At 64.7% G+C, this 22,033-nt stretch carries 20 protein-coding genes; 11 read left to right on the top strand and 9 right to left on the bottom strand.

The window, feature by feature from the left end:
- Positions 1 to 6: 6 nt before the first annotated feature.
- From JAB1_RS26945 to JAB1_RS26925, 5 genes are all read right to left on the bottom strand, one after another.
- Entirely contained in the window at positions 7 to 543 is a 537-nt protein-coding gene (locus tag JAB1_RS26945; protein WP_070282673.1) for an ester cyclase, read from the bottom strand.
- Positions 544 to 674: 131 nt separating this feature from the next.
- Positions 675 to 1,421 carry an SDR family oxidoreductase gene (locus JAB1_RS26940; protein ID WP_070282671.1) on the bottom strand — a complete coding sequence of 249 codons (747 nt, stop codon included), beginning with the start codon at positions 1,419 to 1,421 and terminating at the stop codon, positions 675 to 677.
- Positions 1,422 to 1,502: 81 nt separating this feature from the next.
- The gene (locus JAB1_RS26935; RefSeq protein ID WP_070282668.1) at positions 1,503 to 1,727 is read right to left on the bottom strand and encodes a hypothetical protein; all 225 of its coding nucleotides are present in this window, start codon (positions 1,725 to 1,727) and stop codon (positions 1,503 to 1,505) included.
- Between the two features lie 12 nt (positions 1,728 to 1,739).
- Positions 1,740 to 2,411, bottom strand: coding sequence for a thiol:disulfide interchange protein DsbA/DsbL (locus JAB1_RS26930; protein ID WP_070282666.1), 672 nt, complete (start codon positions 2,409 to 2,411; stop codon positions 1,740 to 1,742).
- 146 nt (positions 2,412 to 2,557) lie between these two features.
- On the bottom strand, positions 2,558 to 4,093 hold the full coding sequence (locus JAB1_RS26925; protein ID WP_070282665.1) for a TonB-dependent receptor: 1,536 nt from the start codon (positions 4,091 to 4,093) through the stop codon (positions 2,558 to 2,560).
- Positions 4,094 to 4,338: 245 nt separating this feature from the next.
- Here JAB1_RS26925 and JAB1_RS26920 point away from each other — a divergent pair, with 245 nt between their 5' ends.
- Complete coding sequence (locus JAB1_RS26920; protein ID WP_217494325.1) at positions 4,339 to 6,627, top strand: M1 family metallopeptidase; 2,289 nt, start codon at positions 4,339 to 4,341, stop codon at positions 6,625 to 6,627.
- On the top strand, positions 6,624 to 7,508 hold the full coding sequence (locus tag JAB1_RS30050; RefSeq protein ID WP_070282664.1) for a hypothetical protein: 885 nt from the start codon (positions 6,624 to 6,626) through the stop codon (positions 7,506 to 7,508). The genes JAB1_RS26920 and JAB1_RS30050 overlap by 4 nt, the downstream gene beginning before the upstream one ends.
- Here JAB1_RS30050 and JAB1_RS26910 read toward each other — a convergent pair whose 3' ends face one another.
- Positions 7,509 to 8,399 carry a LysR family transcriptional regulator gene (locus tag JAB1_RS26910; RefSeq protein WP_034782047.1) on the bottom strand — a complete coding sequence of 297 codons (891 nt, stop codon included), beginning with the start codon at positions 8,397 to 8,399 and terminating at the stop codon, positions 7,509 to 7,511. It lies immediately after the preceding gene.
- 113 nt (positions 8,400 to 8,512) lie between these two features.
- On the opposite strand from JAB1_RS26910, the gene JAB1_RS26905 reads away from it, so the two are divergent.
- Positions 8,513 to 9,328 carry a class III extradiol ring-cleavage dioxygenase gene (locus JAB1_RS26905; protein WP_070282663.1) on the top strand — a complete coding sequence of 272 codons (816 nt, stop codon included), beginning with the start codon at positions 8,513 to 8,515 and terminating at the stop codon, positions 9,326 to 9,328.
- A 113-nt stretch (positions 9,329 to 9,441) separates the two neighbouring features.
- Here the strand turns inward: JAB1_RS26905 and ylqF are convergent, their stop codons facing one another.
- Positions 9,442 to 10,389, bottom strand: coding sequence for a ribosome biogenesis GTPase YlqF (gene ylqF, locus JAB1_RS26900; RefSeq protein WP_071653427.1), 948 nt, complete (start codon positions 10,387 to 10,389; stop codon positions 9,442 to 9,444).
- 257 nt (positions 10,390 to 10,646) lie between these two features.
- Between ylqF and JAB1_RS26895 the strand changes: the two genes are divergently transcribed.
- Both JAB1_RS26895 and JAB1_RS26890 read left to right on the top strand, forming a co-directional pair.
- Positions 10,647 to 11,387: a hypothetical protein gene (locus tag JAB1_RS26895; RefSeq protein WP_139144699.1), complete on the top strand. Its 741-nt coding sequence runs from the start codon at positions 10,647 to 10,649 to the stop codon at positions 11,385 to 11,387.
- A gap of 155 nt (positions 11,388 to 11,542) precedes the next feature.
- Positions 11,543 to 11,869, top strand: coding sequence for a hypothetical protein (locus JAB1_RS26890; protein ID WP_070257584.1), 327 nt, complete (start codon positions 11,543 to 11,545; stop codon positions 11,867 to 11,869).
- Positions 11,870 to 11,882: 13 nt separating this feature from the next.
- Here the strand turns inward: JAB1_RS26890 and JAB1_RS26885 are convergent, their stop codons facing one another.
- On the bottom strand, positions 11,883 to 12,809 hold the full coding sequence (locus JAB1_RS26885) for a histone deacetylase family protein (RefSeq protein WP_034782036.1): 927 nt from the start codon (positions 12,807 to 12,809) through the stop codon (positions 11,883 to 11,885).
- A gap of 219 nt (positions 12,810 to 13,028) precedes the next feature.
- Here JAB1_RS26885 and JAB1_RS26880 point away from each other — a divergent pair, with 219 nt between their 5' ends.
- The 5 genes from JAB1_RS26880 to JAB1_RS26860 all read left to right on the top strand — a co-directional run bounded on the left by JAB1_RS26880 (position 13,029) and on the right by JAB1_RS26860 (position 18,900).
- A complete protein-coding gene (locus JAB1_RS26880; protein WP_070282660.1) occupies positions 13,029 to 13,937 on the top strand; it encodes an AAA family ATPase in 909 nt (302 codons plus the stop codon).
- Between the two features lie 29 nt (positions 13,938 to 13,966).
- Entirely contained in the window at positions 13,967 to 14,941 is a 975-nt protein-coding gene (locus JAB1_RS26875) for a DUF58 domain-containing protein (protein ID WP_139144698.1), read from the top strand.
- Positions 14,938 to 16,959 carry a DUF3488 and transglutaminase-like domain-containing protein gene (locus JAB1_RS26870; RefSeq protein ID WP_070282657.1) on the top strand — a complete coding sequence of 674 codons (2,022 nt, stop codon included), beginning with the start codon at positions 14,938 to 14,940 and terminating at the stop codon, positions 16,957 to 16,959. Before JAB1_RS26875 ends, JAB1_RS26870 begins: the two co-directional genes overlap by 4 nt.
- An 8-nt stretch (positions 16,960 to 16,967) precedes the next feature.
- Positions 16,968 to 18,128 (top strand): lytic murein transglycosylase B, encoded by a 1,161-nt coding sequence (gene mltB, locus JAB1_RS26865; RefSeq protein ID WP_083300023.1) that lies wholly within the window; start codon positions 16,968 to 16,970, stop codon positions 18,126 to 18,128.
- Between the two features lie 439 nt (positions 18,129 to 18,567).
- Complete coding sequence (locus tag JAB1_RS26860) at positions 18,568 to 18,900, top strand: hypothetical protein (RefSeq protein ID WP_034751784.1); 333 nt, start codon at positions 18,568 to 18,570, stop codon at positions 18,898 to 18,900.
- 97 nt (positions 18,901 to 18,997) lie between these two features.
- Here JAB1_RS26860 and cysM read toward each other — a convergent pair whose 3' ends face one another.
- On the bottom strand, positions 18,998 to 19,900 hold the full coding sequence (gene cysM / locus JAB1_RS26855) for a cysteine synthase CysM (RefSeq protein WP_034782030.1): 903 nt from the start codon (positions 19,898 to 19,900) through the stop codon (positions 18,998 to 19,000).
- Between the two features lie 252 nt (positions 19,901 to 20,152).
- Here cysM and JAB1_RS26850 point away from each other — a divergent pair, with 252 nt between their 5' ends.
- Complete coding sequence (locus JAB1_RS26850) at positions 20,153 to 21,916, top strand: cyclic nucleotide-binding domain-containing thioredoxin-disulfide reductase (RefSeq protein WP_070282653.1); 1,764 nt, start codon at positions 20,153 to 20,155, stop codon at positions 21,914 to 21,916.
- Positions 21,917 to 22,033: the final 117 nt, after the last annotated feature.

The following is a 22,033-nucleotide window of genomic DNA, read 5'->3' as shown; positions in this document are numbered from 1 at the left end:
CCGTCATCAGGGCGCCAGCACGCCCAGCTGGCGCAGCAGGGTCAGATTATCTTCCAGGTGCCAGTTGTCGCTGATGCGGCCCTGCGCATTCACCTGGTACAGATCGAAGGCATGGAAATCGATGGCTTGCCCCTGTCCCTGCAAGGGTCCCTGCGGCGTGGGGAAGACGCCCGTGAAGCGCCCCGTGAAATGCAGGCGCAAGGTGACACGGTCGCCGGCCACCAGCATGTCCTCGATGGCCACCTGCAAATCCGGCACGGCCGCATGGAACACGTCAGATGCCTGCAGCGGACCGGCCAATCCCTGCGGACGCCCGGCGGGCAAGGTGCGGTCGTTGAAATCGTCGGCCAGCGCCTGGCGCGCCAGGGCCGGATCGCCGCTTTGCCAGAACGCGGCAAAGCGGCGCGCAGCCAGTACCACCTTGTCGGTGGCAGCGGCGCCGGCCAGGTGGGCCGGCAGGGGCAGGTGCGTGGCGGATTGGGCGGGCGCGGCGGCCAGCAGCGACAGGGCAAGGATGGCGGGAGCAAGAACAGGTGCGGGCATGGAAAGTCCAGGTAGGTTGATCGGCGTGCCTGCTGCAATGGCACCCCGCCATTCTGGACTCGCTTTCCGCATTTGATAATTGGCCCCGCGCTTGAATCACTTGCTTGCAGAAGTCGAAAATTCGTTAAAAATCAGCGCCCGCCCGCCACGTCGAGGATGCTGCCCGTCACATAGCTGGCGCCCGGTCCCAGCAGGTACAGGATGGCGTCGGCGATTTCTTCCGGCTGGCCGCCCCGCTGCATCGGCACGCCGGACGCCAGGCGCGCCACCCGTCCCGGTTCGCCGCCGGAAGCGTGGATCTCCGTATAGATGATGCCGGGCCGCACGCCGTTGACGCGGATGCCCTCGGCCGCCACTTCCTTCGCCAGGCCGAGGGTCAGGGTATCGACGGCGCCTTTCGAGGCCGCGTAATCGATGTATTCGCCCGGGGAGCCGAGGCGCGCGGCTGCCGACGAGACATTCACGATGCGCCCGCCCTGCCCGCCGCTGGCCGTCGACATGCGCCGCACGGCTTGCTGACAACACAGGAAATAACTGATCACGTTGGTGCGCAGCACGCGTTCCAGGCGCTGCACGGAGATATCGGCCAGCCGGCATTTCTGCTCCAGCACGCCCACATTGTTGACCAGCGCCGTGAGCGTCCCCAGGCGCGCATCGACTTCCGCAAACAGCCGTTCCACGTCTTGCGCGTCGCTGACGTCGGCCTGCACGGCGATGGCTTCGCCCCCATCGGCGACGATGCGCGCGCACAGCGCGTCGGCCGCCTGCGCATCGCGCACATAGTTGACGCACACGGCATAGCCCTGGCGCGCCGCCAGCTGTGCCGTCGCCGCGCCGATGCCGCGGCTGCTACCGGTAATCAAGATCACTTCCTTCATTGTCCCTCCTCGATAGTTGTGGTTCCATCATACGCGGACGAAAAAAAACCCGCGCATGGCGGGTTCTGTATGCAAACACCTTCAGTTCCTGAAGTGCGTCATGGCGTAAGTCAAGTGCTGCCACCAGTGCTCGCGCGACTGCACGGACGCCAGGCATTTCGCGTCGACCTCGTTCTTGAACGCGGGGTCCACGCACGCCTTGGTGGCCAGCGCATTGCGCTGGTTTTCCACGCTGACGACGGCAATCGCCAGCCAGGCAACGAGGGCGAGGGCCAGTGCGCACAAGGTCCAGGGCAGCTGTTTCATGATGCGCTCCGCTTATTTCTTCGCTGGCACCGGTGCGCGCTCTTTCAGCACGCGCGCCACCAGTTCATCCATCACGCGCAGGGTCGCTGTCTGGGTCTGCGGCTCGGACTGCCCCGGACGCGACAGCTGCGCCGGCGACGTCACGAAACGGCCATCGATGACGATGGTCGGCGCGCTGTCGATCTTGCTGGCCGTGATCAGCTGTTCATTGCGTTTCAGCTTGGTCTGCACGCCGAAGGAATTGAACATGTCCAGGTATTTCGCCTTGTCGATGCCATTCTTGACCAGCAGGTCGAGGATGGCGTCATCGCGGTTCAGGCGGTTGCGCTCGACGTGGATGGCGCGGAAGATCTTGTCGTGGAACTGGTCCAGCTGGCCCATCGCCTCCAGGGTGGCATAGGCGTGCGCCTGCGGATCCTTCGGGCCATTGAAGGCCAGGTGGATGCGGCGGAAGGCAATCTTGTCGCCCTGCTTCTTGACCCAGTCGTGCATCAGCGGATCGAGCGCGTAGCAATGCGGGCAGGAATACATGAAGTACTCAACCACTTCCACCTTCTTGCCCGTGTCCGTGCGCACTGGCGTCGGGAGCGTGGTAAAGCCGGTATCGGCCGCCATGGCGCCGCCGGTGGCCGCCACCAGGGTGACGGCGGCAAGCAGGGGACGCAAGAAACGCAGAAAACGCATAATAATCCTTCATCATAAATGGTCGTGAACGGGGCGAGATTACCACTTTTTGCGCCGGGCGATGAAGCCCGGGCGGAAAAAAACCGTCTTTATCGCCCCGGTTTGCGCCCGCTTAAGCCGCATTTAAGCCCCGCCGCGCCCGCGCCTCAAAAATGGTAGCGCGCCGACACGCGCAGCTGGCGCGCATCCTTGAGATAAATGCTGGAGCGGCTGCCTGGCGCATCGCCGTAATGGCGGCGGTTGGCCAGGTTGCTGCCGGCCAGTTCCAGCTCCCAGGCGCCCAGCTTGCGCACATAGCGCCCGTCCACGGTGGCAAACGCGGGCACTTGCGCCAGGCAGCTGTTGGCGAAATCGGGACCGTAGCGCAGCGCGCGCAGCCATTGCACGCCCATGTCGGCACTGGCGCCGCCCTGTCCCGTCCAGTACAGGCGCAGGCTGGCCAGGGTTTTCGGCACGAGGGCGATATCCGGGCCGTCATAGGCGTAATCGTCATAGCGCGCATGCACTTGCCGCAGTTGCCCGTCGAGGCGCCAGTCGCGCGCCAGCGCCATGCTGGCCTCGATGGCGATGCCGTCGCGGCGCGAGGGGTCGAGGTTGCCCGCAAAGCCCAGCTGGCCCAGGCTCTGGTCGAAAACGATCTGGTTGCTCAGGCGCTCGCCGAACACGCGCACGGAAGCGCTGCGCGCCGCGTCGCCGAAGGTGGCGCCCACTTCCATTTCGCGCCGCAGCTGTCCCGCCAGGGGGCGGTAGCCGGCGCGGGTATAGCCATCGTCGTCGATGCGGTAGCTGCGCGCGGCCTTGGCGTACACGCTCAGCTGCGGGCGCAATTGCAGGCTGCCCTGCACGTCCCAGGCATTCTGGTTTTCCCAGTCGCTGCCGCCGGCGGGCATGTCGGCAGGATCGAGCTGGAACTGTTCATGCCGCAGTCCCAGCAACAGGCGCGGCGCATACAGGCCGCCGAAGGCCAGCTCCTCGCGCAGCAGCAGCGCGCGCGAATACTGGCGGCGCTGCCCATCGCCATCGCTGCCCGAGCGCCGCTGCCACTGCATCAGGTCCAGGCCCACTTCCGTATCCGTGCCCACGCCGCCCACCTTGCCGTAATGGCGCAGGCGCGGTGCCAGCTGCCGGCGGCGGCTGCTGTATCTCGATTCGCTGCTGCCCTCCTCGCCCGCATAGTGGGCCGTGGCGCGCTTTTCCCGCTGCGACAGTTCCACGCCCAGCTCGAAACTGCCCACATAGCGCTGCACGAAGGCGCTGGCGCGCCGCACTTCATAGCGGTACAGGTCTTCCGGGCGGGCCGCCAGCATGGCCAGGAACGGCGCCTCGGGCGCGGGATAGCTGGTGTCCTGGTTCAGCTGGTCGGCGCTGAAGCCGAAGCGGCCCTGCCGCACCTTCCATTCCGCGCCGCCATTGAAGCCGCGCTGGTGAAACACGCTGCCATCGCGGTAATTGCCATTGCGCAGTCCGTCCATGGCCACATCGAGCGTCATGCCGCCCTGCTCGCGCGACAAGGCGCCGCGCACGCTGTGCTGGCCGCCCTGCGCCAGTTCGGCGGACAAGTCGCCATGCGTGACGCCGGCCGTGACGCCATCCACGCCATCCTGCGCGCACGCCGGCATGGCCAGGGCGCACAGCAGCAAGGCGCGCGCGGCAATGGTCAGGACGGGAGGGGCAGGCATCATGGCGGCAGGCTTGAGGCGTCATCGCGGCGCGGACGCACGCTGGTGGGACGGGGGGATGGCAAAAGCGAATCATTATACGCACGGCGCGCGGCGCCGCAAGCGCCGGCCCGATGGTACTTTCCTTATGCCAATATTTTATTGGTGATTTGGCATTTTTGTAGGTATATTAAGCTGCGCCCGGCGATCCTGGGCGCAGCCGACTGCATTTGAAAATCAACAATAAGAAGTCACTGTGGGAGTCACGCATGGAAAGTCGTAGCACAACGCGCCAGGGGCAGCCAAGTCCCCGCGGCACGCGCCGCAGCATTGGTTTTTTCCCCATCTCGGGCAAGCTCAAAGCCCTCTCCATCGCCGCCCTGCTGCTGGCCGGCCTGGCCCTGCAGGCCGACCTGTTCGCCCAGCCGGGCCAAGGCAAGCCGGCCAGCGCGCCCTTGCCGCTGGCGCCGTCCGCCGACGGCATCGCCCTGGCGTCGCCGCACGCTTCCGCCGTCAGCACGCCCAGCGCCAGCAACGCCTGGGGCGGTGCGCGCACGGGCGCGCAAGCGACCCTGTCGGACCGCGTGGTCGATTACCAGATCGAAGCGACGCTCGATCCCGTCAAGCACACCATCGACGGCCAGCAGAAACTGCGCTGGCGCAACCGCAGCGCACAAGCCGTCAGCAGCGTCTACCTGCACCTGTACCTGAACGCGTTCGAAGGCGAGCATTCGACCTTCTTCACCGAGAAGCGCAAGCTCGATACGGGCTTCCGCTCGGGCGTCGACACGCGCGACGGCGAATGGGGCTACATCGAACTGCGCAGCATGACGCAGAACGGCGCCAAGGCGCCCTGGTATTTCGTCCAGCCCGACAACGGCCCGGCCACCGACCGCACCGTGGTGCGCGTCGACTTGCCGCAGGCCGTCGCGCCGGGCGCCGAGACGACGCTCGACATCCGCTTCTTCGACCAGCTGCCGCGCGTCATCGCGCGCACCGGCTATTTCGGCAGCTTCCACCTGGTGGGCCAGTGGTTCCCCAAGATCGCGGTGCTGGAATTGCCCGGCGAACGGGGCGCCACCGCGCCGCGCTGGAATGCGCATGAATTCCACCTCAATTCGGAGTTCTACGCCGATTTCGGCAACTATGACGTGAAGCTGACCGTGCCCAAGGAGTACACGGTGGGCGCCACGGGCGAGCTGCAAGGCGCGCCGCAGGAAAAGAACGGCATGCTCACGCATCACTATGTGCAGGGCGACGTGCACGATTTCGCCTGGACGGCCGACAAGCGCAGCGCGCAGCCACTGACGGGCAGCTGGAGCGGCCCCGGCAGTCCGCCGGTGGCCATCAAGGTGCTGTACCCGCCCGAATACGCATCGAACGCGGCGCCGGCGCTGCAGGCGGCCAAGGATGCGCTCACGTATTTCTCGCGCACCCTGGGCCCGTATCCGTACAAGACCCTGACGGTGGTGATCCCGCCGTTCAATGCGGCCGAAGCGGGCGGCATGGAATATCCGACCTTCATCACGGCCTCGAGCTACGCCAACCTGCAGCCAAAGACCATACCCGAATTCGGCCTCGATTTCGTCACCATCCATGAATTCGGCCATGGCTATTTCTACGGCATCCTGGCGTCGAACGAGTTCGAGGAACCCCTTCTCGACGAAGGCTTGAACGAGTACTGGGACCAGCGCATGCTGCGCGCGCGCGGCCAGCACATCCACGCCACCACGCCCCTGCTCAAGCGCCTGGGTTTCGATCCCGTCTTCAAGGTCTTCGAATTCGAGCGCATGGCCGCACCGCGCCAGGATGCGGCAGATCCGCTGGGCCAGAATGCGTGGGACCGCCTGCAGGGCGTGGGGCCCGTCTACAGCCGCACGGCCATCACCATGCGCGACCTGGAAGCGCGCATCGGCAGCGAAGCCATGGAACGGGGCTTCAAGGCCTACTACGAACAGTGGAAATTCCGCCACCCGAGCGTGGCCGACCTGCGCGAAACGTTGGCCGAGGCGACGGGCCAGCGGCGCATCGTGGAACAGGTCTTCGCGCAGCAAGTCTATGCCAGCGCGAATATCGACGACCGCATCGGCACCTTCACCAGCGAAGAGCAGACGCCGCTGGCCGGCATGGCGCTGGTGAACGGCAAACGCGTGGAGCATACGGCCGAAGCGCTGGAAAAAGAGGAAAAAAAGGTACGCGATGCATGGGACAAGGCGCATCCGGACGCCAAGCCGGGCACGGGACCGTACCCTTATCTCACCAGCGTGGTCCTGCGCCGCCGCGGCGCGCCCGTGCCGCAGGTGCTGCTGGTGAAATTCGCCGACGGCAGCTCCGAACGCGTGGTGTGGGATAACGAGCAGCTGTGGCAGCGCTACACCTGGAGCAAGCCCGTGAAGGCCGTCTCGGCCGAACTGGACCCCGACCGCGTGCACTACCTCGACGTCAACAAGCTCGATGACAGCCGCACCTTGAAGGCAGACAAATCCGCCTCACAGCGCTGGAGCTTCGACCTTGCGGCCGCCTTCCAATACCTCCTTTCCCTGATTGCCATCGTATGAGCGCCACTTCCACGACACGGGCCAGCGGCCTGACACTGACCACGCGCGCCAGCCGCGCCGCCCTGCAATGGCGCTTGCTGCTGCTGTGGGCCGGCCTGCTGCTGATCCCCGCCATCCTTGCCGTCATTCCTCTCTGGCGCACCTTGAGCGCCAGCCTCGATAACGCCGTGCATGCGGCGGCCCTGGCGCACAAGCTCGACCTGATGACCCTGGCCGACCTGGTGGCCAATGCGGGACGCAACGGCGCCGCCATCAGCCAGGCCGCCATCACGGGCATCGTGCTGGCCTTGCTGCTGTCGCCGCTGCTGAGCGGCCTGGTGGTGACGGCCGCGCGCGCGCCTGCGCCACCCGGCTTCGGTCCCCTGCTGACGGGCGCCTTCAGCGAATATGGCCGCATGCTGCGCATGCTGCTGTGGAGCATCGTGCCACTGGGCCTGGCGCTGGCGATCGGCGCCGGCGCGCTGAAACTGGCCGACAAGCACGCGGCGAAAGCCATCCTGGAAGCCGATGCGGACCTGGCCCGCCACCTGGCCTTGCTGTTGACGGGTTTGCTGTTCCTGCTGGCCTGCGCCACGCTCGACGCCGGCCGCGCGGCCCTGGCCGTCGACCGTCGCCGCACCTCGGCCGTCAAGGCATGGTGGCGGGGCCTCGGCATGCTGCGCCGGCGTCCGCTGGCCAGCCTGGCCATCTACCTCGTCATCACCGTGCTGGGACTGGCGCTGTATGCGCTGCTGGGCGTGGCGCGCCTGAACCTGGCGGCGCCCGGCCCGCTGGCCATCGTGGCCGGCTTCTTGGTGACGCAGCTGGCGGCGCTGGTGCTGGCGTGGATGCGCAGCGCCCGCCTGTTCGCGCTGATCGACGTCAAGCGCTCGCTCGCGTAATCAACTCCCCAGGCGCCCTTCATCGGCGAGAAAGTCGATGAAGGTGCGCACCTTCGACGACAGGTAGCGGCGGCTCGTGTAGACGGCATACACGCTGCCGCCCGCCAGCTTGAAATCGTCGAAGAGGCGCACCAGCCGCCCCGCCGCCAGGTCCGCATCCGTCTGCCACGACGGCAACAGGGCGATGCCCATGCCATCGAGCGCGGCCGCGTGCAGCAGGCTTTCGTTATTGCATTGCAGGACGGGCGAAAACTTCACCGTCTCGCGTCCCTGTACCCCGTCGAAGGCCAGCTCATTGCCGTTCGCCAACAGGGAATAGCTGATCATGGCGTGCCGCGCCAGGTCCTGCGGCAAGTGCGGGTGACCCGCGCGCGCCAGGTAGACCGGCGCGGCCACCAGGTGGAATTCGATGCTGCCGATGGGCCGCGCGATCAGGGCCGGCGATGGCGCCTGGCTCACGCGCAGGGCCAGGTCGAAACCTTCTTCCACCAGGTTGACCACTCTTCCGCTCAAATCGATGTCGAACGTGACTTCCGGAAAGCGTTCGCGGTAGGCGGCCAGGGTGCGCGTAAAGATGGCGTTGGCGAACCAGACGGGGGCGCTCAGACGCAGCATGCCGCGCGGCACCACCGTCGTGCGGCCGACCGTCGCTTCCACCTCGTCGAGATTGTCGAGCATGTCGCGGCACTGTTCAAAATACACCTTGCCGATTTCCGTCAGGCTCAGGTGGCGGCTGCTGCGGTTCAGCAGGCGCGCGCCCAGGTGGCGCTCCAGGTGCATCACGTGCTTGCTGACCATGGCCGGCGACAGATCGAGGCGCTCGCTGGCGCGCACAAAACTGTCGAGCTCCACGACGGCGCGAAACACGCGCATGCTGCGCAAGGTATCCATGACTATCCAATCATCAACAAATTGGAAATGATATATCAATAATAGCGATCTTGATCAACTGACTGCGCATGACTATCATGGTCCCATCGTTAGCCATTCCCCCAGGAGCCGCCATGCAAGAGCACACCTTCCCCACGTATTTCCTGTCGCACGGCGGCGGCCCGTGGCCGTTCATGAAAGACCAGTTCGGCGGCCGCTACGACGTGCTGGAAGCATCGTTGCAGGATATACCGCGCCAGGTCGGCGCGCGGCCGACAGCTGTGCTGGTGGTCACGGCACACTGGGAAGGGCCGCAATTCCTCGTCTCGGCCAGCCCACGGCCGGGCATGATCTACGATTATTCGGGCTTTCCGCCGCATACGTACCAGATCCAGTACCCGGCACCGGGCGCGCCGGAACTGGCGGCGCAAGTCAAACAGTTGCTCGACGCGGCTGGCCATCCGGCGCGCCTGGACCACGAGCGGGGTTTCGACCACGGCACCTTCAGCGCCCTGTTCCCCATCTACCCGCAGGCCGACATGCCGCTGGTGCAGCTGTCGCTGAAACACGGCTACGACCCGCTCACGCACATCGAGGTGGGCCGCGCGCTGGCCAGCTTGCGCCAGCAAGGCGTGCTGATACTCGGCAGCGGCCTGTCTTACCATAACCTGCGCCAGTTCGGCCAGGCGGGCGCCGTCGCCTCGCACCAGTTCGACGCCTGGCTGCGACAGGCCATGGCCTTGCCGCCAGAACAAAGGCTGGAGCAATTGCTGGCCTGGGACCAGGCGCCGGGCGCGCGCCAGGCCCATCCGCAGGAAGACCATCTGCTGCCGCTGATGGTGGCGCTGGGCGCGGCCGAGCAGGAAGCGGCGCAGGTGGTGTACCACGAGGAGGATTTCTTTGGGGCGCTGGCGGTGACCAGTTTCAGGTTTGGCAACGCAGCCCAATGAAACCCGAACGCGGAAATGCCGGGGTCGGACGGGGACGCCGAGTCCCTCAGGGTCCGACCCCAGTCGTCGCTATTGGGTTTAAAAAAAAGCCGCTAACTAGCGGCTTTTTTTACTTACGTGCCGCGCTTGCCGCGCGCCGCATTCTTCGCCTTCTCGGCGGCGATCTCCGCCGCCTTGGCCGCTTTTTCCGCCATCTCGGCCGCGTGCTGGGCCAGCAGGGCCGCGCGCGTGTCCGGCGTTTCCAGCGAAATGCGCCCCAGGATGCCGCTGCGATAGTCGAGCAGCAGGGTGTGCGACGCTTTCTCGAAATCGTAATCGCCGCCCTTGATGCGGAAACCGCGCTTGGCGGCGATGCCCTCGACCACGCCGATGGCGTCGACTTCATCGACCTTGGTGCCGTAGCGGGTTGCCAGCAAGTCCGGGTAGCGCTTGAGCAATTCCTCGGCCAGGAATACGGCCACTTCCTCTTCGATCAGCGCGTTCGAGCCGATCGCATGGCTGGCCGCCAGCATCAGGCCGTCGCTGGGGATGGCGATCTTTGGCCACAGCATGCCGGGCGTGTCGACGAGAATGGTGTTCTTGTCCAGGTACAGCTTTTGCTGCATTTTGGTGACGGCCGGCTCGTCGCCCACCTTGGCCACGCGCTTTTTCAGCAGCGCGTTCATCAGGGTCGATTTGCCCACGTTGGGGATGCCCATGATCATGATGCGCAGCGGCTTCGTCGGCACGCCGCGGTGCGGCGCCAGCGATTTGGCCAGGTCCGGAATGCGCGCCACGTCACCCGGCTTCTTGGTCGTCATCGCATATGCGGTCACGCCTTCCTGGGCATTGAAATACGCGACCCAGGCGGCAGTGACGGCAGGATCGGCCAGGTCGGTCTTGTTGAGGATTTTCAGGCAAGGGCGCTGGCGGAACAGGCGCAGCTCGTCCACCATGGGATTGCAGCTGGCTGCCGGCAGGCGCGCGTCCACCACTTCAATCACCAGATCGGTGTTTTCCATGGTCTCGGCCGCTTTCTTGCGGGCCGCGTTCATGTGTCCTGGGTACCATTGTATCGCCATGCTCTTGCTTTCAAAATCGTTCGGTCAATCCGCTATTTTACGTGGTTGCCGCCACGACGTCCCATTTTCCGCCGCCAGCGCCAGCCGTGCGACACGAACGAGACAATTGGTGATAATTTGGCAGTTACATGAATGATAAGATTCGCAGTCCGTCCAGCCTGGCCGGTTCCCCATCGCACGCTTAACCTGACACGCATTCCATGCACTTTTCCCGCTTTTGCCTCCTCGCCTCCCTTTATGCCTGCCTGCCGCCCGCCATGGCCCAGGAAAAACCGGCGGCATCAGGCGACGCGGTGAACCAGGAAATGCAGCAGATCGTCGACGTGCAAAGCACGCGCGATCCCGACCTGCGTCCCTACCGCACCATGCTCAAGGGGCTCGACGCGTATGCCGATCACCAGCGCCTGGCGCCGGGCGCGCCGCTGCGCTTCATGCTGATTCCCGCTACGCCCCAGGCCAGGCTCGATGGCGTGACCCTGCACCTGTCGGCCGATAACCTGTCGATCCCCGTGCCGCTGGCAGCGGACGGCGGCTTCACCTTGTCGCGCGACAAGACCGCCTACGATGCGAATGCCGACCTGGTCAGCAACAAGAAGCGCGACACCTTGCGCTGGCGCGCCGACATCCACACGCCGGGCCTGCCACAGAATGTGCGCCGCCTGGGCGACCTGCGCCTGGAATGTGAAATCCGCTGGGCCGTCGAGCAGGATGAATTGTCCTTTGTCCGGCGCAACCTGTTCCGCCTGGCGGGCGGACCGTGCCACTCGTCGCTGATCCACGTGCCGTTTCCCGTGGCCCGCAAGCTCCTTGCCGTGCAGGCGCGCTCGGGCGAGCGCACGCTGGACATCCGCGTCACGGAAGACCGCCAGCGCTATGTGCCGCCGCTGCATGACGTAAACTGGGACGACAATACCCTGCTGACCCTGACCTACGCCGACGACGGCAAAATGGCCGGAGCCGCCCCGGCTGCGCCCTTGCAGGCAGCGCAGCGCCAGTAAGGCGCGCCCGGAAAGCCAGGTCAATTATTTCCACATGGACTCTTATATTTACTGAAAGAAACAAAAAAGTATGCTCTAATATCGCCTCTTAAATGAAAAGCAATTATTTCCAGGCTGGCTCCCGCCAGGGAAATATGCGATGGGGATAGTTCGATATGATGATGGAACACACGGGCACGGCGCCCAAGCGCGTGCCGCGCAATGACTGGAAGAAAGAATGCCGGCAATTGCAGGGACAAGTGGCGCAGCTGGAAGAGCGGTTGAAGCGCCAGAGCGCCGACAGCTATGGCTTGCAAGTGCTGTATGACCAGCTGGTCAATGAAATCAAGCACCACCGCGACATGTTGCAGCTCGACAGCTTCGACGCGGATAAATCATCGCTCGTCTACACGCAAGCCTGGCGCCGCTTCATGGCTGGCGACGCGCTCGACTACCAGACGCACCGCCACACGAATTCCCGCAGCCGGCCCACCTTGCTGTAGTAACCCCGCACCCTTACAGCTCCGCCAGCGCCTTCACGTGCGCGGCCACGCTGCGGCCCAGGGACGACAGGTTGTAGCCCCCTTCCAGGCAGCTGACGATGCGGCCCTTGCCATACTGCCTGGCCACGGCCATCATTTGCTGCGTCATCCACGTGTAGTCGGCCTCTACCAGGCCCATGCCGCCCACGTCGTCTTCGCGGTGGGCATCGAAACCGGCGGAAATGAAAATCATCTGCGGCTGCTGCCGGTGCAGCGCGGGCAGCCAATGGTCGAGTACCAGCTGGCGCACGGCATCGCCTTTCGAGCGGGCCGGCACGGGCACGTTGACGCGCGTGTCCGTATACGATTCCACGTCGCTGTACGGATAGAACGGGTGCTGGAAAAAGCTGACCATCAGGATGCGCGGGTCGTGCGCCACGGACTCGGCCGTGCCATTGCCATGGTGCACATCGAAGTCGACGATAGCGACCCGTTCCAGCCCGCGCACGTCGAGCGCATGCTTGGCGGCGATGGCGATATTGTTGAACAGGCAAAAACCCATGGGTTCGCTGGGCCGCGCATGGTGGCCAGGCGGGCGGATCGCGCAAAAGGCGTTGCTGATCTCGCCGTCGATGACGGCATCGGTGGCTGCCACGGCCGAGCCTGCCGCCGCGAGCGCCGCATCGTAGCTGTGCGCGTTGAGCAGGGTGTCGCCGTCGAGCGGGTAATAGTCGCCCGCGGGCGGCACATTGTCGCGCACGAGGCCGATGGCCGTGGCGCTGTGGTTGCGCTCGATATCGGACAATTGCGCGCGCACGCCGTCGCGGTGCTCGACCAGGTCGCTGATATGCGCCAGGATCAATTGATCGTTGATGGCCTGCAAGCGGGCCGGCGATTCGGGATGCCAGTCGCCCATTTCATGGCGCTGGCAATCGGGATGGGTATAAATGGCTGTGCTCATGCGCTGTACTGGTTACCTCTGTCTCTGTCCATTCTCTGTGCATACTGGAACACTGCATGGCATTCCTGTTCGCCCTGCGCGTTCTCGCATAAAATCACTGGCTGGTCTGTGCCGCCGCTGCACTAATCTACCACGTGCGCGGCACGGGCGGGCGGCACGGCTTGACCTGGCCAAAGCGATTGTAAATTAAATAATCCGTCTTACTGTGATAGAAATAGCATGTTTTCGAAAATACACCAGGCCGCACGGCAGATCGGCGAAGTTCTCGTCGGCAAACACTTGCAGATCCGCCAGACCCTCGCCTGCGTGCTGGCAGGCGGCCACCTGCTGATCGAAGACGTGCCCGGCGTGGGCAAGACGACCCTGGCCCACGCGCTGGCCATCTCGCTGGGCCTGCAATGGAAGCGCCAACAATTTACCAGCGACCTGTTGCCTGCCGACGTGGCCGGCATGAGCGTGTATGACCGGGGCAGTGGCAGTTTCATCTTCCACCCTGGCCCCCTGTTTACCCAAGTGCTGCTGGCCGACGAGATCAACCGCGCCACGCCGAAGACGCAATCGGGCTTGCTCGAAGCGATGGAAGAGCGGCAAGTGAGTCTCGATGGCGTCACGCGCGCCCTGCCGCAGCCGTTTTTCGTCATCGCCACGCAGAACTGCGCGCACCAGCTGGGCACCTTCCCCCTGCCCGAGTCGCAGCTCGACCGTTTTCTCATGTGCGTCACCCTGGGCTACCCCGATGCGGCCGCCGAACGGGAACTGCTGCTGGGCGCCGACCGCCGCGCCATGCTGCAAACCTTGCCGGCCGTGATGAACGCGGAAGAATTGCTGCAGGCGCAAGCGAACCTGCGCGCCATCCACGCCTCGCCTGCCGTCGTCGACTACGTGCTGGCCCTCGTGCATGCCACCCGTGCGCCGGGCGTGTTTGCCGATGGCCTGAGCCCGCGCGCCGCGCTGGCCTTGCTGCAGGCGGCACGCGCCTGGGCCGCCTTGGCCGGACGCGACCACGTCACGCCCGACGATGTGCAAGCCGTACTCATTCCCGTCTGCGCCCACCGCCTGCATGCCGCGCAAGGGTCCACGGACAGCCGCAGCCTGCTGCAGCAATTGCTGCTGGCGACACCCGTCTGACAGCCGTGCGCCTGCGCGATATCCGATGGTTGCCGGCGCGCCCCTGGCTGGGCGCGCAGCGCGTGCACATCCGTCCCTCGCGCGCGGGCCTGGCCTTTGCCGCGCTGCTGCTGGCGCTGTGGATCGCCGCCGTCAATTACCATCTGGGCCTGGGCTACGCGCTGACGTATTTCGCGGCCGCCTGCGCCATCGCCGACATGCTGTTTGCCAGCCGCAACCTGGCGGGCCTGGCGCTGGCCGCCACGCCGGGCGCGCCCGTGTTCGCGGGCAGCCAGGCCACGTTCACCTTGCGCCTGATCAACCGCAGCACGCGCCCGCGCCATGCGATCCGGCTGGCCGTGATCAATTCCACTGCAGCGCCCAGTCAGGCAGATATCGCCGCGCACGGGGAAACGGCCGTCAGCATCGTCGTGGCGGCGCGGCAACGCGGCTGGCTCGATGCGCCCTCCATGCGCCTGTCCGGCAGTTTCCCGCTGGGCCTGTTTATTGCCTGGTGCCATTGGCAACCCGAAGCGCGCTTGCTCGTATATCCGCAGCCCGAGCAGAATGCGCCGCCGCTGCCCTTGCCGGCCGGCACGGTGCAACAGGCGCAGCAAACACAACAATCACGCTCCTCCGGCGGCGCCCTGGAACTGGCGGGCGTGCACGCCTACCAGCCAGGCGATCCCTTGCACCGCCTGGCCTGGCGCCAGATCGCCCGGCATGATGGCGAGCATTTATTCAGCAAGCAATTCCAGCCTGCCGCCGACGCACAGACGGGCGCAGCCCGTGGCAGCATCGTGTTCGATCATGCCGCCCTGCATGCGCTGATGCCGGAAGCGCGCCTGTCACGCCTGGCCGCCTGGGTGCTGCAGGCGGAACGCACGGGCTTGCCGTATGGTTTGCGCCTGGGCACGCTGACTCTGGCGCCTGCCTTGGGCGCCAGCCAGCGCGACGCCTGCCTGCGCGCGCTGGCCCTGCATGATGTGCCACACGATTTGCCACAGGATGAGGCCATGGCATGAGGCAATGGCTGGCCAACTTGCCGCGTGACAAGGCCGACATCCTGCTGCTGTTGCTGGCCGCCGCCATGGTGCTGGCGCCGCACGCGCTGCACCTGCCCCCGTGGCTGTCGGCCGCCGCTGCCGCGCCGCTGCTGTGGCGCGCCGTCATCACCGTGCGGGGCCGGCGCCAGCCTCAGCTAGCCGTGCTCGCGCCGCTGGCTTTGCTCGGCATCGCCGCCGTCTACGCCAGCTATGGCACGCTGCTGGGACGCGATGCGGGCGTGGCCATGCTGGTCCTGCTGCTGGCCTTGAAATCGCTGGAAATGCATGGCCGGCGCGACATTTTCGTCTTTGTCTTCCTCGGTTTTTTCCTCCTGCTGGCAAACTTCTTTCATGCGCAAGGCATCCTCAGCGCCGCCTGGATGCTGGCCACCGTCATCGTCTTGCTGGCCTGCCTGTTGTCGGCCCAGTACGGCGCCGTGCAGCCGCGCCTGGCGCAAAGGCTGGGCTTGCTGGGACGCATGCTGGCGCTGGCCATTCCCCTGTCGGCCCTGATGTTTCTTGCCGTGCCACGCATCGACGGCCCCCTGTGGGGCACGGCACAAGAAGACGCGCAGGCGCGCACGGGCTTGTCCGACAGCATGCAGCCGGGCGCCATCGCCTCGCTGGCCCTGTCAAGCGAACCCGTCTTTACTGCCGATTTCAGCACAGCTATCCCGCCGCAAGACCAGTTGTATTGGCGCGGCGTGGTGCTGGGCGACTACGATGGCGCCACCTGGACGCGCAGGGGCGCCGGCCGGCGCACGCCTGCCGGCGACAGCCGGATCGACATCGCGCTGGAAGGCCAGCCCAGCCAGTACGAAGTGACGTTGCAAGCGAGCGGCCAGCGGCGCATCTTCGCGCTCGACGTGCCGCGCAGCATCGAGCGCTTGCCCGGCAATCCGTATGTCGTGTCGTCCGCGCTGGAAGTGCTGACCGTACAACCCATTACTTCGACCGTACGTTACCGCGCCAGTTCCCAGCCCAGCTACCGGCTGCAGGCAGGCTTGTCGGTCGCGCAGCAGCAGCCATGGCTGGCCTTGCCTGCTGGCAGCAATCCGCGCAGCGTGGCCTGGGCCCGCGCATTGCGCGGCCATGGCGCGCAGGCGCTGGCGCCCGCCGACGCCATCGCCGCCGTGTTGCAGCACTTCCGCCGCCCGCCCTTCCGCTACACCTTGCAGCCACCGCTGCTGAGCAAGCATGGCGTCGATGACTTCCTGTTCACCACGCAGGCGGGCTTTTGCGAGCATTACGCCGGCAGCTTTGTCGTGCTGATGCGTGCCATGGGCATACCCGCGCGCGTTGTCACGGGCTACCAGGGCGGCCTGCGCAACGGGACAGGCAACAGCTTGAGCGTGCGCCAGTCAGACGCCCATGCCTGGAGCGAAGTGTGGCTGGCGGGCCGGGGCTGGGTGCGCATCGATCCCACCAGCGCCGTCGCGCCCCTGCGCACGGAGCGCAACCTTGATGCCGCCCTGCCGCCGGCCCCGTCGCCGCTGACGGCATGGCGCGCCTTGGCCGGCCTCGATGGCGGCGCGCACGGGGCGGTCGCCGCGTGGCGCCAGCAATGGCAGCAAGCCGAGCACGCCTGGAGCAGCTGGGTGCTCGACACCTCGCCGCAACGCCAGCGCGCCATCCTCGATGGCTTGAAAAACGTGCCAGCGAAAAAGCTGGCACTCGCTTGTGCCGTATTGGCCCTGCTGTGCGCCGTGGCGGGCGTACTGGTCTGGTGGTGGCAAGCCCGGCAAGGCGATCCGCTCGACATCCTGTACGCGCAATTTTGCCGCCAGCAGGCGCGGCGCGGCTACAGCCGTGCGCCGCATGAAGGCCCGCACGGTTATGCTGCCCGGCTGGCCGCGGGCAAGGCCACACAAGAGGCGCACGCCGCCATCGCACAGTTTCTGGCAATCTATGCCGCGATGAAGTATGGTAATGCCAACCCAGACGAACAACTCCGCGCGCGGCGCAGCTTGCGCCGCCTGTTAACCCAATGCCGATGAGACGCCCCTTGTTACCGATCAAATACTCCGCCCTGTCCCTGCTCCTCTCCCTTCCCCTGTGCCTGTCCACCGCGCACGCTGGCGAAAACAGCAACATTTCCGCTGCCGACCGCGCACGTGCCGTGCGCGCGGCCAAGGCCCAGCCCATCAAGAAGGTGGCCGGCAAACCGGCGGCGAAGAAAGCACCGGCGAAATTCGACTTCGAAGGCGAATTTGTCGACTATGCCAATTGGAAAGAAGTACGCGCCTTCCTCGACGACATGTCCGCCAAGCACGGCTTTGACCGCGCCGAACTCGATACCCTGATCGGCAAGGTGCGCTATGTTGAGTCGACCGTGCAACTGATGAAGCCAGCCCCGCCGGGCAAGCCAAAGAACTGGCAAGCGTACAGCGCCCGCTTCATCGAGCCGGTGCGCATCAATGCGGGCGTGAAATTCTGGGAAGAGAACACGGAAGCGCTGGCGCGCGCCGAACGCGAATATGGCGTGCCGGCCGAGATCATCGTCGGCATCATCGGCGTGGAAACCGTGTACGGACGCAATACGGGCCGCTTCCGCGTGCTCGACGCGCTGACCACCTTGGCGTTTTCCTATCCGGAAAGCCCGACGCGGGCCGCGCGCATGGAGTTTTTCAAGGGAGAACTGGAAAACGCGCTGCTGTACGCGCGCAAGGATGGCATCGATCCCTTGACCCTGCTCGGCTCGTATGCGGGCGCCATCGGCCTGCCCCAGTTCATGCCTAGCAGCATCATGAAATATGCGGTGGACTTCGATGGCGATAGTCACATCGACCTGCGCAATTCAACGGCCGACGCCATCGGCAGCGTCGCGCATTTCCTCGTCGAACACGGCTGGCGGCGCGACGATCCGGCCATCAGCACGTATCCCGTCACCGTTTCGGCCAGCCGCGCGTGGGAAAAGCTCATCGGCCAGGGCTTGCAGGCGAAGTACCGGCTGGCGGAATTGCAGGAAGCTGGCGTGAGTGCCGCCCCGTCCACGCCCCAGAACATGTTGTTTGGCTTGATCGACTTGCAAAATGGTTCAGAGGCAACTGAGTATCACTTGGCAACCAATAACTTCTTTGCTATAACTCAGTACAACAGAAGTTATTTTTATGCCATGTCAGTGATTGACTTGGGCAAGGCCATCAGTCAAGTGCGCGCACGCTAACCGAAAGTCAGTGTAAAGTTATAATATTACTTGTAAGAAAGCGTAAGCGATATTGAAGCGACCAGAAAACAGGTCTATGGTAAGGGCCGATAACATGTGCCAGCCTTGCTCGCCAGCCTTTGTGCGGCACGGAATACGGAAATGGTTTTATACTTAACTTTTGTCAAAGTACAATTTTTGTTCTATCATAGAGCATAATAAAGAATAAATAGGTGTTGCAACTAGACAACACCTATTCTGTAGCAGGCAAGATTATCGGGCTTTCCCGCCTGAAATTGAATCCTGTTGTACAATTGTGTATATATCATGAAAAACTGTATCCCGGATCGTACCGTGTGTGAATTCGTTCCTTTTAGTAAAGAATGAACATGAACGCAGCAAGAGCGAGCTCCGAGTGTTTTTTACTTTGCAGTGCAACTACAGAAGGAACAATAACATCATGACAAACCAAGTCGGCATTGATATGAACAGCGATTCGGACTCCGACGATCTGCTTCAATATAACCCAAACAGATTGCTCGATACCCTGATCGAAAACCTGCGCCTGAAAAACGATGCAGCCCTGTCCCGCGCGCTGGAAGTAGCGCCACCAGTCATCAGCAAAATCCGCCACCACCGCCTGCCGGTCGGCGCATCGCTGCTGATCCGCATGCACGAAGTCAGCGACCTGAGCATCCGCGACCTGCGTTACCTGATGGGTGACCGCCGCAACAAATTCCGCATCAGCGACAAGCAATTCAAGCCAAAAGAAGGCGAAACGCCACAAGGCTGATCCTGCCAGTTTCGCAGGTTTTCCCTCCCCGCCATGGGGAGGGGGTATTTCCAGCAGTTCCCAGGCCGTTCTGGCCGATATCAATTCAATTACACCATTACGCAGGGAAAACACCTGTGGACAGATAGCGGTCGCCACGGTCGCAGACGACAAACACGATCGTCGCGTTTTCCACCGTTTGCGAGATGCGCAGCGCGATTTCGCAGGCGCCGGCTGCCGAGATGCCGCAGAACAAGCCCTCTTCCGCAGCCAGGCTGCGCGCCATGCGCTCGGCCACGCCCTGGCTCACGTATTCCACCTGGTCGACGCGCGACTTGTCGTAGATTTTCGGCAAGTATGCTTCCGGCCACTTGCGGATGCCGGGGATCTGCGAACCTTCCTCGGGCTGGGCGCCGATGATCTGGATGGCGGGATTCTGCTCTTTCAAATAGCGCGACACGCCCATGATGGTGCCCGTCGTGCCCATGGCGCTGACGAAGTGCGTGATCCGGCCTTCCGTGTCGCGCCAGATTTCCGGTCCCGTGCTTTCATAGTGGGCGCGCGAATTGTCTTCGTTGGCAAACTGGTCGAGGATCACGCCGCGGCCATCCTTCTGCATCTGCTCGGCCAGGTCGCGCGCATATTCCATGCCGCCCGTCCTCGGCGTCAATAAAATGTCGGCGCCGTAGGCAGCCATGCTCTGGCGGCGCTCCACGCTGAGGTTATCCGGCATCAGCAATAGCATCTTGTAGCCGCGCAAGGCGGCGGCCATGGCCAGTGCGATGCCCGTATTGCCGCTGGTCGCCTCGATCAGGGTATCGCCCGGCTTGATGACGCCGCGCTCTTCGGCGCGCTTGAGCATGGACATGGCAGCGCGGTCCTTTACGGAGCCGGCCGGATTATTACCCTCCAGCTTGCCAAGGATGACGTTGTTGCGCGCAAGCGCATCGGCACCCGGCAAGCGCGTCAGCTGCACCAGCGGGGTATTGCCTATCGTATCTTCAAGTGTCTTGTAAGCCATCGTGTCTGTTTGAGTGGATTCAACAAAGACCCATTCTAATATGAGATGCTGGACGGTGTATCGCTCATCGGCACCGGCATCCGGGCCCGCGGGCGCGTCCGGCTGCGCCGCCACATGCCGCATGACGCTTGCCGCGCCGCCATTTCCGGGCGTGCGCCAGGGATATTGCGGCAGGCGCGCGCCGCATGCGCTAGACTCGTCACTGTTAGTTATTTTTGTTATTTGCTTATTCAGTCTTCGAACGGACTCGCCATGGCCAGCAGCACACCCGAATTCATTCCCGAAACGACGCAGGACGATCCCGTCCAGTTCGCCACGCTCGACTTGCAGGGCCGCAGCCACCAGATCTCTCCCGTCTTCAATGCGCCCGAACTGCAGCGCTTGCAGCGCTATGGCACGCGGCAACACTTTGCCGATGGTGATACGCTGTTCGAGGCGGGCAGCAGCAGTTTCGGCATGCTGGTGATACTGTCGGGGCGGGTCAGCATCAAGCGCCACGAGGTGCTGGGGCAGGCGTCGCAGCTGCGCGAAGTGGGTGTCGGCCACTTCATTGCCGAGGTGGCGCAATTGTCCGGCCGCCCTACCCTCGTCAACGGCAGCGCCGTGGGCGCGGTGGAATTGCTCGACATCAGTTCGGAATCCTTGCGCGCGCTGATCGTGGCCGAGGCGGAGATGGGCGAACGCATCGTGCGCGCCCTGATCCTGCGCCGCGTGGCGCTGATCGAGTCCAATTCGGGCGGCCCCGTGCTGGTGGGACCGCGCGGCAATGGCAATCTGTTCCATCTGCAAAGCTTTTTATCGAGCAATGGCCATCCGCACACAGTACTCGACCCGGCCACCGATGCGGCCGCCGCCGCGCTGGCCGAGCGCTACCAGCCCACGCCGCAGGAATGGCCGCTGGTGGTCTGCCCTGATGGCAAGATCATGAAGAATCCCGGCAATGCGGAACTGGGACGCTGCCTGGGCATGCTGCCCGATTTGTCCGGCGACAAGATTTTTGACGTGCTGGTGGTGGGCGCCGGTCCTGCCGGCCTGGCCACGGCCGTGTATGCGGCATCCGAAGGCTTGAGCGTGCTGGCCCTGGAACAGCGCGCGTATGGCGGCCAGGCGGGCGCCAGCGCGCGCATCGAAAATTACCTGGGCTTTCCCACCGGTATTTCCGGCCGTGCACTGGCAGGACGCGCCTACGTGCAGGCGCAAAAATTCGGCGTCGAGATCGCCACTCCGGCCAGCGCCGCCAACTTGCTGTGCGACACCTGGCCGCTGCGCGTCAATCTGTGCGATGGCACGCAGGTGCGCGCCCGCACGGTGGTGCTGTCCTGCGGCGCGCGCTACCGCCGTCCCTCGCTGGCGAACCTGAAAACGTATGAGGGACGGGGCGTGTATTACTGGGCCTCGCCCATCGAAGCCAAGCTGTGCCGGCAGGAAGAGATCATCCTGGTCGGCGGCGGCAATTCGGCCGGCCAGGCGGCCGTGTTTCTCTCCGGCCACGCCGCCAAGGTCCACATGGTGATCCGCGGCGAAGGGCTGGCGGCCAGCATGTCAAGCTACCTGATCGAGCGCATCGCCGCCACGCCCAACATCACCTTGCACACGCACACGGAAATCATCGCCCTCGAAGGCGACGACGATGGCTTGACGGAGGTGCGCTGGCGCAACAACCGTACGGGCGAGGAAGCCGATTGCGCCGTGCGCCGCGTGTTTCTCTTCGTCGGCGCCGATCCGAACACGGACTGGCTGCACGACTGCGCCGTGGCCGTCGATGAGCAGGGTTTCATCCGCACGGGCTTCGACGTCACGCGCGCCGAATGCCGCGCCCATGGCCACGGCCACGTGGTGTATCCCCCCGACTTGCCGGACCGGGCCGCGCTGGAAACGAGCGTGCCGGGCGTGTTCGCCATCGGCGACGTGCGGGCCGGCTCGACCAAGCGCGTGGCCGCCGCCGTCGGCGAAGGGGCGGCCGTGGTGTCGCAGATTCACGGCTTCCTGGCGCGGCTGCCGGCGGGCTCGGCCTGAAAATCGTGCATTGTAGAAACTGCTACAATCGGCTGTTGCCATCCAGCTGAAAGAGTCCGCATGCCCCACACCGCCAAGCTTTCCTCGCGCCGCAGCATGTCCGCGGCCCGCTGACGG

Source organism: Janthinobacterium sp. MP5059B (assembly GCF_001758645.1).
Classification (GTDB): domain Bacteria; phylum Pseudomonadota; class Gammaproteobacteria; order Burkholderiales; family Burkholderiaceae_D; genus Janthinobacterium; species Janthinobacterium lividum.
The sequence above is the reverse complement of the archived record's forward strand: the minus strand, read 5'-3'. Positions and strand labels throughout refer to the sequence as shown.

Bases quoted from the DNA above. Each gene is read 5' to 3' on its own strand.
- JAB1_RS26945 (WP_070282673.1), bottom strand. From the start codon at position 543: ATGCCCGCACCTGTTCTTGCTCCCGCCATCCTTGCCCTGTCGCTGCTG.
- JAB1_RS26940 (WP_070282671.1), bottom strand. From the start codon at position 1,421: ATGAAGGAAGTGATCTTGATTACCGGTAGCAGCCGCGGCATCGGCGCG.
- JAB1_RS26935 (WP_070282668.1), bottom strand. From the start codon at position 1,727: ATGAAACAGCTGCCCTGGACCTTGTGCGCACTGGCCCTCGCCCTCGTT.
- JAB1_RS26930 (WP_070282666.1), bottom strand. From the start codon at position 2,411: ATGCGTTTTCTGCGTTTCTTGCGTCCCCTGCTTGCCGCCGTCACCCTG.
- JAB1_RS26925 (WP_070282665.1), bottom strand. From the start codon at position 4,093: ATGATGCCTGCCCCTCCCGTCCTGACCATTGCCGCGCGCGCCTTGCTG.
- JAB1_RS26920 (WP_217494325.1), top strand. From the start codon at position 4,339: ATGGAAAGTCGTAGCACAACGCGCCAGGGGCAGCCAAGTCCCCGCGGC.
- JAB1_RS30050 (WP_070282664.1), top strand. From the start codon at position 6,624: ATGAGCGCCACTTCCACGACACGGGCCAGCGGCCTGACACTGACCACG.
- JAB1_RS26910 (WP_034782047.1), bottom strand. From the start codon at position 8,399: ATGGATACCTTGCGCAGCATGCGCGTGTTTCGCGCCGTCGTGGAGCTC.
- JAB1_RS26905 (WP_070282663.1), top strand. From the start codon at position 8,513: ATGCAAGAGCACACCTTCCCCACGTATTTCCTGTCGCACGGCGGCGGC.
- ylqF (WP_071653427.1), bottom strand. From the start codon at position 10,389: ATGGCGATACAATGGTACCCAGGACACATGAACGCGGCCCGCAAGAAA.
- JAB1_RS26895 (WP_139144699.1), top strand. From the start codon at position 10,647: ATGGCCCAGGAAAAACCGGCGGCATCAGGCGACGCGGTGAACCAGGAA.
- JAB1_RS26890 (WP_070257584.1), top strand. From the start codon at position 11,543: ATGATGATGGAACACACGGGCACGGCGCCCAAGCGCGTGCCGCGCAAT.
- JAB1_RS26885 (WP_034782036.1), bottom strand. From the start codon at position 12,809: ATGAGCACAGCCATTTATACCCATCCCGATTGCCAGCGCCATGAAATG.
- JAB1_RS26880 (WP_070282660.1), top strand. From the start codon at position 13,029: ATGTTTTCGAAAATACACCAGGCCGCACGGCAGATCGGCGAAGTTCTC.
- JAB1_RS26870 (WP_070282657.1), top strand. From the start codon at position 14,938: ATGAGGCAATGGCTGGCCAACTTGCCGCGTGACAAGGCCGACATCCTG.
- JAB1_RS26860 (WP_034751784.1), top strand. From the start codon at position 18,568: ATGACAAACCAAGTCGGCATTGATATGAACAGCGATTCGGACTCCGAC.
- cysM (WP_034782030.1), bottom strand. From the start codon at position 19,900: ATGGCTTACAAGACACTTGAAGATACGATAGGCAATACCCCGCTGGTG.
- JAB1_RS26850 (WP_070282653.1), top strand. From the start codon at position 20,153: ATGGCCAGCAGCACACCCGAATTCATTCCCGAAACGACGCAGGACGAT.